This is a genomic window from Micromonospora sp. NPDC005163 (genome assembly GCF_053599835.1).
In genome coordinates this window covers 66,652-79,220 of record NZ_JBSFYP010000028.1, presented here as the reverse complement: position 1 = coordinate 79,220, position 12,569 = coordinate 66,652, and the positions used below count along the sequence as shown (strand labels likewise).

Genomic DNA, 12,569 nt, shown 5'->3' with positions numbered 1-12,569 from the left:
CGGCCGGGTTGTAGCCTCAGCCCTCATGAGCTGGCTGCCTGACGAGTTCGTCCACCCCGTCCACGTGCCCGTGCCCGGCACCGCGCTGCACCTGCGGCCGATCCGCGAGGCGGACACCCCGCTCGACTACCCCGCCGTGATGGGCTCCCAAGAGCGCCTGTGGGAGATCTTCGGCCCGGCCTGGGCCTGGCCCCCGGCGACGATGACCTATGAAGAGGACCGCATCGATCTGCTGCGGCACGAGAAGGAGATAGCCGCGCACGAGTCGTTCAACTACGCGCTGCTGGACGAGGAGGAGACGGCGATCCTGGGCTGCGTCTACATCGACCCGCCCGAGCGCGCCGGCTCCGACGGCGAGGTCTCCTGGTGGGTGGTGGACGATCTTGTCGGCGGCGAGGAGGAGCGCGCGCTCGACGCGCTGGTGCCGCGGTGGATCGCGGCCGACTGGCCCTTCCGTCAGCCCCGCTATTTGGGCCGCGACATCACCTGGCAGGAGTGGCTCGCGCTGCCACGCGCCTCGTGAGCCGTCCGTGACGGTGCCCGCCTGGCCGTCAGGCGTTGAGCGTCTCGCGGGGCGGTACTCCGTAACTGGCGTGGTACCGGGCGGTGAACCTGCTGTGGTTTGCGAACCCCCACCGGCTCGCGATCGCCGACACGGTGTCCCGGCGAGGGTCGGCCAGGAGCAGGTCGTGGTGGGCCCGATCGAGCCGGACCTGCCGCAGGTACGCCATCGGGGTGGTGTCGAGATGACGGCGGAAGGCGAGTTGCACCGCCCGGAGGGAGACCGCCGCGGCGTCCGCGATGTCGGCCGCCGTGATGTCCCGGTCGGCGTGCTCGTCCATGAAGGCGATGGCCCGGCGCAACGTTGCGGTGTTGGCGTCGCGTCGGTCCTGAACGGTCGGATCGGTGACCGCGGTGTTGGGAAAGACGGTGAGCGCCGACGCGGCGAGCATTCGCGCGGCGTTGCCGATCACCAGCGGCTGCGCGCTGGCGATCGGGTTGTTCAGGACGACGTCGCTGACGTAGCTGGTGGTGTTGCGCCACTGTCGGGCGAGGGTCGCCGAGGCCGGGCCGATGTCGGTGAACCGGATCTGACCGGGTCGCCGGCCCGGCGCGGCGGTGGCGACCTGCGAGAGCACCGCGAGGTCCAGCACACAGATCTCCACCTCGCCGGGGTGCCAGCGCACGCTGTATGGCAGGTCGGGCCGGGTGGCGAGAAAGACGTCGCCGGGAGCGAACCGGTGGGCCGTGCCATCACAGGTACGGTCGACCCGGGCGGTGTGGGCGCGGCAGATCACCAATCCGTCGATGGCGCCCACCTCGATGTCGAGGTACGCCGTCTGCCCGGTGGTCGCGACGGCGAACGGCCCGGCGTCGACACGTTTGTGGACGAGCCGGATTCCGTCGTCCCCGCCGCGCATTCGTAGTTCCGTGTTGTACGTCCTGGCCAGGAAGTGGTGGATGGCCGACGGATCTCGGCTGTCGAACCCTCGGGTCTGCACTGGTGACGTCATCCGCTGTCTCCGTCCGGAATGGTGCCGCCGAATGGCGAACCAGGGCCGGCGGCGAGGTCGGGACGTGCCTGCGCGGAGGCGCGTCCCGGCACGCTGCTGCCGGCGGAGCCGTTGCGGTGCCAGTGCCCGCCCGCGTCGTCCAGTTCGGACGGGTGGCGGGACCTGGCGGCGGGGGTGTTCGGGTTGGGAGATCTCGGGGTGAATGGAGCGTTGTGAGCGGGACGGCGGCGGTCGGTCGAGCCAGTGTGGATCGGAGCTGATCTTTTGATTCCCGCTATCGGAATAGCCAATGACGGGAACTCAATCCCTACGATAATCCGCCCGTGTTCCGCTCGCGCTCGTCCGATCCGTTGAGTCGACTTCGCTTTCCGGCTACCGCGTCCGGGGTTCCTGCGTCTACTGGCCTAGCCATGCAGGTTGCACCGGCGGAATTCTTTTCATGATTCCCCGGGGGTCGTAGGGGATGCCGGGCGACTGGCCACGTAGGGGGAGACCATTGGACAGTACCGAATCTGACCGGGTCGTTCGGTTCGCCGTGGCCGAGACGCTCGCGCGGGTGGCGGGCGAGGACAGTCTGGCACTGGGCGAGACGGACGCGTTGCAGAGCCTCGGGAGTGCGCTGCGCGAGGTGCTGCGCCGGGCGCTCGACGACCGGGTGCCGCTCACGACGCCCCAGTTCGTCGACCTGTGCCGCGACCTGCGCCTGAACCGCGACTCCATGGACCTGCTGGGGCACCACCTGCTGACGGCGCTGCTGACCCACCAGGTGGGGCCGGACGCGCTGGTCCGCGTCGGCGCACTCCTCGGCACCGTCCGGCGCTACCTGCCCGCCGGCCGGCAGCCCACGCACCGCAACGGCGGCCCGGTGCCCGGGCGACGCGACGTACGCTCCGACAACAACGTCGTGGGCCGGTACCGGCCGAAGCTGCCGGAACACCTGCCCAGCCCGCCGACCTGGACCTGCACCGGTTGTGGTCGCGACTGGCCCTGTGCCACCAAGCAGAGTCAACTCCTCGCCGAGTTCGGTGGGGCGCGCGCCGCCCTCGCCGTGTACCTCGGCTCCTGCCTCGTCGCCGCCGCGCAGGACCTGCCCACGCTGCCGTTGCCCGGGGCCCGGCTGCGCTTCCTGGGCTGGCTGCCCCGAGCCCGGATTAGAAACGCGCCCTAGGCAAGACCGGTATCGATGCGATGGAATGTCATCCACGCGCCGCATCCCGGGGCTGGCGACCATCGTGCCGATCTCCGCGATCTTCAGCTGGTACGACTACATGCGCTACCAGGGGGTGCTGCGGTCCGCCGACTATCCCGGCTACCTGCACTTTTACGTCAACGGCCGCACCGACGGGGTCTGCGCGGACGTGCTGGCCCGGCTGTGCGCCGACAGCGCCGAGGAAACCGGTGACCACAACCGCTTCTGGGCGCAACGCGACTACCGGCCCGCCGCGGGCCGCGTCCGGACCAGCGTGTTCGTGGCGCACGGCGTCAACGACCTGAACGTCACGACCAACCAGTTCGCCCGCTGGTGGCAGGAATTGGCCGAGCAGGGCGTGCCCCGCAAGCTCTGGCTCTACCAGGCCGGCCACGAGGACCCGTTCGACGTCCGACGCGCCGAGTGGGTCGACTCCCTGCACCGCTGGTTCGACTACTGGTTGCAGGGGCTGCACAACGGGGTCATGGACGAGCCGCGGGTCGACCTGGAGACCGCGCCCGGAACGTGGACGACGCAGCGGGACTGGCCGGCGCCCGGCACCCGGTCGGTCCGGGTCGCCCTCGGCGCCGGGGACGGCGTGACCGGCACCCTCGGCGGGCGCGGCGCCCGGCCGGGCCGCGAGCAGGCGTACGTCGACGAGTCGCTGACCGAGGCCGAGCTGGTCGCCGAGCCGAACACCGCGACGTCCGGGCGGTTGGTCTTCCTCTCCGGAGCGCTCGCGGCGCCGGTACGGATCTCCGGCAGCCCTTCGGTGCGGCTGCGGGTCCGGGTGGACCGGCCGACCACCGAGCTGACCGCCCGGCTGGTCGACTACGGCACCGCCGAGCGGATCCGTTACGACAGCTCGGAGGGCGTGCGGACGCTGAGCACCGAGTCCTGCTGGGGAGCCTCCACGACCGCCGACGACGCCTGCTACCGGGACACCGAGGAGATCACCGGGGTCTCCGACCACGCGGTGCTGACCCGGGGCTGGCTCGACGCCGCCCACCACCGTTCACTGCGGTTCCGCACCCCGCTGCTGCCGGACCGCTGGTACACCGTGACCGTGCCGCTGAACGCGTACGACGCGGTGCTGCCCGCCGGCCACGTGCTCGGGCTGGTGCTCGGCCAGAGCGACCCGGAGTTCACCGAGACCGACGACCGGGACGCCACCGTCCGGGTCGACCTGGGCCGCAGCGAGCTGATCCTCCCGCTCGCCGGTCGGGCCGGGTTGCCCACGGTCGACGTCGCGCCACGGGTGGTCACCGCGCCGGCCGACCCGTCGGCGGCCCGGACCACGCGGGACACCCGGCAGGTGCCCTGACCGGCCGGCCCGTTTCCGGCACCCCACGCTGTCATCGGGTGACCGACCGCAGCGTCGCGCCGCTGACGGCAGCGCCTTCAGTGGGTTTGGGCAGGGTGTTCATCGTGGACCCGTATCCCGTACAACCGCCGTTAACGGCCCTCTCCGAGGCTTCTTGATCAAAGAGTATTCGCTTGATCGAGGAGAGGCTCGCACGTGAGGGACAAGCAACCCGAAGAGGTCGAGCGCGCGCAGCTGTCGCGGCGCAAGCTGGTCAAGTACGCGGGCATCGGCGCGACGCTGGCCGCGGCCAGCCCGTTGGTGGGCGGCGGTGCGGCCTGGGCCGACGAGGAGCGGCGGCCCGGCGACGACAAGAACGACCGGGGTGACCCGAAGGCCCGGGCGTGGCGCGCCGGTGACCACCACGTCCACTCGGAGTACAGCGGTGAGTTCGACACCACGAAGTCGCCGATCGTCTTCCACAAGGGCGCGGACGCGGTCTACCCGATCGTCACCAACGCCATCATGGCCAAGAACTTCGGTCTGACCTGGGCGATGTGCACCGATCACGGTGGACCGACGCACTCGAAGGTGAACATCGAACAGGCGTACCCCGACCTGCTGCGCTCGCGCAAGCTGGTCCCCGAGGTGCTCCAGTTCTGGGGCATGGAGTTCGACGCGCCCTCGCTGGACCATCACACGCTGATGATCCCGCGCCACGACGACGAGGCGAAGCAGCTCTTCGAGCTGGAGAGCCGGTTCGCCAAGTACGACGCGTTCCCCACCGACCCGGCCCGGGACACCGAGGCCAAGATGGTGGAGTTCCTCAAGGTCGCGCGGGGCATGCCGCACAAGCCGCTGGTGATCGCCCACCACGCGTCCCGCTCGGCGCCCGGTCTCGGCGTCTACGGCCAGGACACCCCGCGCGAGTTCCGCAACGGCAACAACGCCGCGCCGGACGTCTACATTGGCTTCGAGGGCGCACCCGGTCACCAGGCCGGTCCGCTCAACGGTGGCGCGCGGGGCGGGTACGGCAACCACCCCACCTACGGCGGCTTCGACCAGATGACCGCGCGGGTCGGCGGGCTGTGGGACTCGCTGCTCGGTGAGGGCCGACGCTGGTGGATCACCGCGACCTCGGACTCGCACGTGCACTGGACGCGCGGCGGCTCGGACTTCTGGCCGGGCGAGTACAGCAAGACCTACGTGCACGCCCGCCAGGACTACGGCGACATCATGGACGGCCTGCGCAACGGCCGGATCTGGGTCACCACCGGCGATCTGATCCGCAGCCTCGACGTCACCGCCAAGTCCCAGGGCAAGACCGCCGAGGTGGGCGAGACCATCACGGTCAGCCGTCGCAACCGCACCGACGTCGACATCGAGATCAAGTTCCGTCCGCTGAACGGCGAGAACGCCAACGGTGACCGGCCCGAGGTCCGCCGGGTCGACCTGATCGTCGGCCAGATCACCGGGCCGAGCGCCAGCCTGGACGCCGACACCAACCCCACCACCAAGGTGGTGGCCCGTTTCGGCCCGCGCGACTGGCGCCGGCAGGGAGCGGACTACGTCATCCGGCACACCCTGCGCAACGTCGAGACCGACACCTACGCGCGGGTCCGCGGCACCAGTACTGACGAGGCCGAGCCGCTCGCCGACGGGCTGGAGAGCCCGTGGGACGACCTGTGGTTCTACTCGAACCCGGTGTTCGTGCACGTGCGCTGACCAGCGCGACAGCGGATCGCGGGTCCGCCGGTACGGCTCGACGCACGACGGTCGGGCGGTGCTGGCGGACCCGCGCCGCTTTCAGCGGCTGGCGGGCGACTCGCCCGGATGTCAGGCGGTGCCGCGGCGGCGGGCCCGGGCGGCGGGTGCCCGACTGCCCGGCTCGGGCGCTGCCCCCGACCGGTTCGGGCCAGGGGCGGCCGGGTCGGGCCGCACCTGCGCGACCACCTCGCATAGGTCGCGCAGCGGGTCGACCGCCTGGGCCGAGCAGGCGACCCGCTGGAGCAGGGCCCGCAGCGTCGCCGACTCGGCCGGCGTGAGCGCCCCCAGAAGGTGCGACTCGACCTGCCGCAGCGCCCGACGCCGCTGCTCCCACGCCGCGCGGCCGGCGGCGGTGACGTCCACCAGCCGGCTGCGCCGGTCGGCCGGGTCCGCCCGACGGGCCACGATCCCGGGGCGTTCCAGGTCGTCGATCAGGTAGGTGAGCACGGTGCGGTCGATGCCGAGTTCCTCAGCGATCGCACCCTGGTTCCGGGCCGGTCCGTTGATCGCGGCGGTGAGCACCTGGTAACCGCGCGGGCCGCCGGGGAAGTCGGCGAGCGCGTGCTCGGCCGCCCGGACGTAGCCACGGAAGACGATCCCGAGCATCCAGCCCAGGTCGTCGTCGAGCGGATCGGGCCGGTCCCGCGTGTCACTGGCACCCGTCATGCGTCGACAATAGCGCAGCACCGCAGACCTTGTTGGCAACAGATGTTCTGTATGGCATAAGGTTGAGGTCATGACGCGTCGTACCGAGGCGTCGCGCGAAACGGAGGCTCCGCAGATGGGCGACTACGGCCACGACCTGGTGTTCGGATCGTTCACCACGCCGGGCAGCGACGATCCGGACCGCACCGTCGGCCTCGCAGTCCTGGCCGAGCAGGTCGGGCTGGACCTGGTCACCTTCCAGGACCACCCGTACCAGCCGAGGTTCCTCGACACCTGGACGCTGCTGAGCTACGTGGCCGCGCGGACCAGTCGGGTGCACCTGTCGGCGAACGTCACCAACCTGCCGCTACGCCCGCCGGCCGTGCTCGCCCGCAGCGTCGCCAGCCTGGACCTGCTCAGCGGCGGCCGGGTCGAGCTCGGCCTCGGCGCGGGCGCGTTCTGGGAGGCCATCGAGGCGATGGGCGGCCGACGGCTGACCCCCGGGCAGGGAGTGCGGGCCCTCGAGGAGGCCATCGACGTCATCCGCCAGCTCTGGGACGCCGAGGCGCGGGGAGGAGTGCGGGTCGACGGCGAGTTCCATCGGGTCGTCGGCGCCAAGCGGGGCCCGGCCCCCGCGCACGCGGTGCCGATCTGGCTGGGCGCGTACAAGCCGCGCATGCTCGAGCTCACCGGCCGCCGGGCCGATGGGTGGCTGCCGTCGCTGGGCTACCTCCAGCCCGGTGATCTGGCCAAGGGCAACGAGATCATCGACGACGCCGCGCGGCAGGCCGGCCGCTCGCCCGGGGACGTCCGCCGGTTGCTCAACATCTCCGGCCAGTTCGCCTCCGCCGGGCGCGGCACGCTGCACGGGCCCACCGAGCAGTGGGCGCGGGAGCTGGCCGAGCTCGCGCTAAGCGACGGCATCAGCGCCTTCATCCTCGGCAGCGACGACCCCGACGACCTGCGCCGGTTCGCCGGTGAGGTGGCGCCCGCCGTCCGCGAGCTGGTCGCCGCCGAGCGCGACCGTGGCTCCGCGCCGGCGCGTTCCCCGGTCACCGAGCCGGCGGCCGTCGTCGAGCCCCCGGCGCGGCCGCGCGTGACAGGCGGCGCGTTCGCCGTCGTGCCGACCCCCGACGACGGGCGGCGGCTCAGCGACCAGCGCGTCTGGGACGAGTCGGCCCGGCCGAGCGGGCCCGCGCCCGACCCGACGCGCACCTACACCGCACAGGAGCAGGCGACCGGCCAGCACCTGGTGCAGGTGCACGACGGCCTGCGTGGCGAGCTGGCCCAGATCCACGATCTGATCGAGCAGGTCGCCGCCGGTGAGATCGACGCCGGCATGGCCCGGTCGCACATCAACACGATGACGATGCGACAGAACCGGTGGACGCTCGGCGCCTACTGCGAGTCCTACTGCCGCATCGTCACCACCCACCACACCATCGAGGACCAGGCGCTCTTTCCGCGGCTGCGGCAGGCCGACGCCCGGCTCCGCCCGGTCATCGACCGGCTGGAGCAGGAACACCACGTCATCCACGACGTCCTGGAGGGCGTGGACCGGGCCCTGGTCGCGTACGTCGGGGCGCCGGACGGGTTGGCCGAGCTGCGTGCGGCGGTCAACCTGCTGACCGACGCCCTGCTGTCCCACCTCAGCTACGAGGAGCGCGAGCTGGTCGAGCCGCTGGCCCGGCTGGGGGTGAGCTGACCGCGGCGATCCGGCTGGGCCGGGGGTTGCCCCGACCAATCTGAGAGACTACTTTCGAAACATGTCTCTCAAGAATCCGTTCGGGGATTTCGAGGTCACCGAGCCGCAGGCGCTGCGCGCGCTGGCCCACCCGGTCCGGCTGGCCATCCTCGACCGCCTCCAGCGGCACGGCCCCGCGACCGCCACCGGGCTCTCGCCGCACGTCGGCGCGACGCCGTCGGTGGTCAGCTGGCACCTCCGGCATCTCGCGACGTTCGGCCTGGTCACCGACTGGGAGGGCGCCACCAGCAAGCGGGAGCGCTGGTGGCAGGCGGCCGCCCGGGGCTTCCGCTTCACGCTGCCCGACGACGCCGAGGGGCAGGCCGCCGGCCGTCAACTGCGCGGCGAGATGTTCGCCCGGGCAGCCGACGCGCCGCAGCAGTGGCTGCTGCACGACGAGCCCCGGTTGGACGCCGAGTGGCGCGGGCTGGCCGGGGTGGCCGACACCCGGTTCGTGGCAACCCCCGACGAGCTGCGGCAGCTGGAGGACGCGATCGAGCAGCTGCTCGCCCCGTACGTACGGCGCAAGGACGAGCAGGAGTCACCGGCCGGCGCGCAGGTCGTCCGGATGCTGCGCTACCTGCTGCCCGAGCCCGGCGACGACCCGGCGACGTCGTGACCACCGTCGACACCGCGCCACCGCCGGCCCTGCACCGCGACCGGCGGTTCCGCACCTTCTGGATCGGCGAGACGATCTCCCAGTTCGGTGACCGGATCAGCGAGCTGGCGCTGCCGCTGATCGCCGTCTCCCTGCTCGCCGCGACCCCTGCGCAGGTCAGTGTCCTCACCGCGCTGATCTGGCTGCCCAACCTGCTGGGCCTGTTCCTGGGCGCGTGGGTGGACCAGCGCACCCGCAAGCGCCGGCTCCTGATCATCGCCGACCTGGTCCGCGCGGCGGTGCTGCTCAGCCTGCCGGTGGCCTACCTCTTCGACGCGGTCACCCTCACCCAGCTCTACCTGGTGGCGCTGCTGACCGGCGCCGGGGCGGTGCTGTTCGCCATGGCGCGCCAGGCGTTCTTCGTCGCGTTGGTGCCGCCGTCGGCCTACGTCGACGCGACCAGCAAACTGAGCATGAGCCGCGCCGTGTCCTTCATGGCCGGCCCTGCCGTCGGCGGTGGACTGGTCCAGGCGCTGAGCGCGCCGGTCGCCGTCATCGTCGACGCGGTGTCGTTCCTCGGGTCCGCGCTGCTGATCGGCCGCATCCCGGTGACCGAGGCGCCTCCGCCGCCACGGCGGTCGTCCACTCTCGGCCTCGTCCGCGAAGGTCTCGTGCTGGTGCTGCGCCACCCGGTGCTGCGCGCCGCGCTCGGCTGCACCAGCACCGTCAATTTCTTCTCCTTCATCGCCACCGCGTTGCTGGTGCTGTACGCGAATCGCGAACTCGACCTGTCCGCCGGCGCCATCGGCATCGCGTTCGGCGCCGGCGCGATCGGCGGGCTCGCGGGCGCGGCACTGGCGCCCCGGGTCTCCCGCGCCATCGGATTGGGCCGTACCGCGATGATCGGCGCGGTGCTCTTTCCCGCGCCGCTGGCGCTGACCGCGCTGGTGACCGGGCCGACCTGGGCGAAGGTGGCCACGCTGGCGGCCATCGAGCTGGTCTCCAGCGTCGGGGTGATGCTCATGGACGTCAACCTGAACGCCCTCATCACCGCGGTCACGCCCGACGACGCACGGGGCCGCCGGGCCGGCGCGTACGGCGCGGTCAACTACGGGATCCGGCCGCTCGGCGCGCTGGTCGGTGGCGCGCTGGGCACGACCATCGGGCTGCGGCCGACGCTCGTCGTCGCCGGCCTGGGCGGCGCGCTCGCCGTTTTCTGGCTGCTCGCGTCGCCGGTGCGCCACATCGCCAGCCTCGATACGGCGACCTGACCCCTCCGGCAGACCACCGGCCGTGCGGCGGGCGCCGCACCGCCGGTGGGGAGCGCCCGACGCCCAGGGGCCGCCATCGCCTGAGCGGCCCCGGGCAGCTCAGCCTGCGGGGGCCAGCAGCAACCGGGCCAACTCCGCGGGCTGGGAGACCATCGGCCAGTGGCCGGTGGCCATCGTGACCAGTCGCCAGTGCTCGCTGGTCAGCAGTTCGGCCACGGTGTCGTTGGGCTCGGGCCCGTCGAGCAGGCACTTGACGTACGTGGTCGGCAGCTCGCCGAGCGGGCGGGTCAGCACGGCCGGCTCGGTCAGCGTGGCGGCGGGGTGCGGGGTGAAGCCCTTGGTCAACCGGGCGACCTGCTCGTCGGTGAGCCCCTGGCCGTCGAGCTCGGCCGCGCTCAGCGGCGGCCAGTAGCCGCCGTTGTCGGCGAGCAACGACTCCAGCGCCGCCGGGCCCTGCCACCAGCCGGACGCGAACGACCCGCCGTCGACCGGCACCTCCGAGTCGACGAAGACCACCCGGCTCAGCCGGTCGCCGATCCGCCCGGCGGCCTGACCCACCGGGATGCCCGAGTAGCTGTGCCCGACCAGCACCACGTCGCGCAGGTCGCGCCGCTCGATCTCACCGACGATGTCCTGCACGTGGGTCTGCTGCCCGGCCGGCACACCCTGCTTCTCGGCGAGGCCGGAGAGGGTCAGCGGATGGGTGCCGTGGCCGGCCGCGCGCAGCGGCGGCAGCACCTCGTCCCACGCCCACGACCCCAACCACGCCCCTGCCACCAGTACGAATTCAGCCATGGACCGGACCCTAGCCGGGCCCTCCGACATCGCCGCCGCACCCGCCGAGCGTTCGTTCGTTCAGCAGTGGTCCAGTGCGGGCGGGCCGGCGTCGACCGGCATCCGGTAGATCCGGACCGGGTAGTCGACGGCGGCGCGCCCGCCGTTGAGCCCGGCGGTCAGGTGCAACTGGGCGGCCGGCAGCCAGAGCTGGGCGTCGGCGTCGATCCACATGGCGTCCACCCAGGCGAGCCGGGAGTCGGCGACGAGTGTGCGCACGGTGCGGTCCGGCGCCAGGGCGAGGATGCGCCGTCGTTCCACATCGCTGAGGTAGATGGTGCCGGCGGCGTCGATCGCCGTACCGCCGGTGCTCGGGGTGTCGAACCACCGTTCGACCCGCCGGCCCAGTTCGTCCGCGGACACCGACGGGTCGTCCAACCACCGGGTGCCGATGCGGGACATCCCGCCGGAGGCCGGTTGGTAGTACAGCCACCGGCCGTCGGGGGACACCTCCACCTGGTCGGCGTGCACGTGGACCTCGCCGCCGTCGGGGTCGCGCAGGGGACGGCCGTCCGCCACCAGGCGCCCGCCCACGGTGCTCGGATGTCCGTCCAGAACCCGCCTGGCCCGCCCCGAGTCGAGGTCGAGCACGATCAGGCCCGGCGAACCGGCGTCGGTCAGGTAACCGACGCCGTCGTGGAACCGGACGTCGTCGACGTAGCTGGTGGGGTGCACCGCCGACTCCAGGTGGTAGATCCGGTCGACCCGGTCGCTGTCCGGGTCGACCACGATCAGCCGGGCCCCGCCCGGGACCTGCCGGGTGCCGATCCCCGGCGCGCCCGCGTCGATGATCCACAGCCGGCCGTCCGGGCCGGCACGCAGCCCGTTGACGGTGACGAACGCGGCGTCCGGTGGCTGATCGGCCTGATTCCACGCGGCATCCGGGTACGGGTCGCGCCGGCCGTCCGGCAGTGCCTCGGCGACCCGCACGCCCGGCCCGTCCGCCGACGGGTAGCTCAGAAAGATGCGCCCCCGCAGGGTCGTCACGCCCGTGCACACCCGGTCCTCGGCGAGCACCGGCGTCAGTCGAGGGTCCTCCTCGGTGGGCAGCGTGGACACGGGACCGCTCCTCACTCGCCCGACGGCGTCGTGGGCTCCAACCGGTGGCCGGGGGAGCCGACCACCCGGCGCGCGGTATCCCCGGGTCGTGCCGCCCGAAACCGGCGGCCCGTGGGTCGCCGCCGACCGCCACCCGCCCGGCGGGGCGCTCAGCCGGGTGGCGGGGCCGGTCGGTCCACCAGGGCCGCGAGACGCTTCGGGGCGAGCAGGCAGTAGCTCTCGGTCAGCAGCTCGGCGACCTCGTCCCAGCCGGTGTCGTCGTCCACGACCATGCCGAGCACGGTCGGGCCCCACTCCGGCTTGTAGAAGGGATGCCCGCTGGCCACCAGCCCGGCGATCTCGTCGGGCGGTGAGCGGAAGATCAGCAGGCAGGTCGGGCGGTCCACGTCCGCGGCGCGCGCATGGGCGGCCTGGTGGTCGGGATCGACGGTGAGCACGTGGGCGAAGGTCCGCTTGCGGATCCGCCAGCGGGTGCCCACCCACGCCGGCTCCTCGTACGTCTCCGGCAGCCCGAGGCAGATCGGCCGCAGCCGGTCGAGGACCTCGGGTGGGACGTCTCCAGGTTCGGTCACGGTCCGCGACCCTAGCCGGGCGGTACGACAGGTCACCGTCTCGCACGGCGGTACGGGCGTACGGGACGTGTGT

Annotated in this window: 12 protein-coding genes; 7 read left to right on the top strand and 5 right to left on the bottom strand. The window is 72.5% G+C overall.

Going from position 1 to position 12,569, the window contains the following annotated elements:
• Positions 1-25: 25 nt before the first annotated feature.
• Entirely contained in the window at positions 26-523 is a 498-nt protein-coding gene (locus ACWD6N_RS20410; protein WP_354966740.1) for a GNAT family N-acetyltransferase, read from the top strand.
• A gap of 28 nt (positions 524-551) precedes the next feature.
• On the opposite strand, the gene ACWD6N_RS20405 is transcribed toward ACWD6N_RS20410, so the two are convergent.
• Positions 552-1,514, bottom strand: a complete 963-nt coding sequence (locus ACWD6N_RS20405) for a helix-turn-helix domain-containing protein (RefSeq protein WP_354966739.1) — start codon at positions 1,512-1,514, stop codon at positions 552-554.
• A gap of 496 nt (positions 1,515-2,010) precedes the next feature.
• Between ACWD6N_RS20405 and ACWD6N_RS20400 the strand changes: the two genes are divergently transcribed.
• The 3 genes from ACWD6N_RS20400 to ACWD6N_RS20390 all read left to right on the top strand — a co-directional run bounded on the left by ACWD6N_RS20400 (position 2,011) and on the right by ACWD6N_RS20390 (position 5,731).
• Complete coding sequence (locus tag ACWD6N_RS20400; RefSeq protein WP_354966738.1) at positions 2,011-2,682, top strand: hypothetical protein; 672 nt, start codon at positions 2,011-2,013, stop codon at positions 2,680-2,682.
• Positions 2,683-2,707: 25 nt separating this feature from the next.
• Positions 2,708-4,027 carry a CocE/NonD family hydrolase C-terminal non-catalytic domain-containing protein gene (locus tag ACWD6N_RS20395; RefSeq protein ID WP_354966737.1) on the top strand — a complete coding sequence of 440 codons (1,320 nt, stop codon included), beginning with the start codon at positions 2,708-2,710 and terminating at the stop codon, positions 4,025-4,027.
• Positions 4,028-4,222: 195 nt separating this feature from the next.
• Complete coding sequence (locus tag ACWD6N_RS20390) at positions 4,223-5,731, top strand: phosphoesterase (protein WP_450005062.1); 1,509 nt, start codon at positions 4,223-4,225, stop codon at positions 5,729-5,731.
• Positions 5,732-5,842: 111 nt separating this feature from the next.
• Here the strand turns inward: ACWD6N_RS20390 and ACWD6N_RS20385 are convergent, their stop codons facing one another.
• Entirely contained in the window at positions 5,843-6,439 is a 597-nt protein-coding gene (locus ACWD6N_RS20385) for a MarR family winged helix-turn-helix transcriptional regulator (protein WP_354966735.1), read from the bottom strand.
• A 70-nt stretch (positions 6,440-6,509) separates the two neighbouring features.
• Here ACWD6N_RS20385 and ACWD6N_RS20380 point away from each other — a divergent pair, with 70 nt between their 5' ends.
• The 3 genes from ACWD6N_RS20380 (at position 6,510) to ACWD6N_RS20370 (ending at position 10,031) form a co-directional block, all read left to right on the top strand.
• Positions 6,510-8,123, top strand: a complete 1,614-nt coding sequence (locus tag ACWD6N_RS20380; RefSeq protein WP_354966734.1) for an LLM class flavin-dependent oxidoreductase — start codon at positions 6,510-6,512, stop codon at positions 8,121-8,123.
• Between the two features lie 61 nt (positions 8,124-8,184).
• Entirely contained in the window at positions 8,185-8,781 is a 597-nt protein-coding gene (locus ACWD6N_RS20375; RefSeq protein WP_354966733.1) for an ArsR/SmtB family transcription factor, read from the top strand.
• Positions 8,778-10,031, top strand: a complete 1,254-nt coding sequence (locus tag ACWD6N_RS20370) for an MFS transporter (RefSeq protein WP_354966732.1) — start codon at positions 8,778-8,780, stop codon at positions 10,029-10,031. Before ACWD6N_RS20375 ends, ACWD6N_RS20370 begins: the two co-directional genes overlap by 4 nt.
• A gap of 99 nt (positions 10,032-10,130) precedes the next feature.
• On the opposite strand, the gene ACWD6N_RS20365 is transcribed toward ACWD6N_RS20370, so the two are convergent.
• The 3 genes from ACWD6N_RS20365 to ACWD6N_RS20355 form a co-directional block, all read right to left on the bottom strand.
• The gene (locus ACWD6N_RS20365) at positions 10,131-10,826 is read right to left on the bottom strand and encodes an alpha/beta fold hydrolase (protein ID WP_354966731.1); all 696 of its coding nucleotides are present in this window, start codon (positions 10,824-10,826) and stop codon (positions 10,131-10,133) included.
• A 60-nt stretch (positions 10,827-10,886) separates the two neighbouring features.
• Entirely contained in the window at positions 10,887-11,924 is a 1,038-nt protein-coding gene (locus tag ACWD6N_RS20360) for an L-dopachrome tautomerase-related protein (RefSeq protein WP_354966730.1), read from the bottom strand.
• A gap of 149 nt (positions 11,925-12,073) precedes the next feature.
• Complete coding sequence (locus tag ACWD6N_RS20355; RefSeq protein ID WP_387326608.1) at positions 12,074-12,496, bottom strand: MmcQ/YjbR family DNA-binding protein; 423 nt, start codon at positions 12,494-12,496, stop codon at positions 12,074-12,076.
• Between the last annotated feature and the right edge of the window lie 73 nt (positions 12,497-12,569).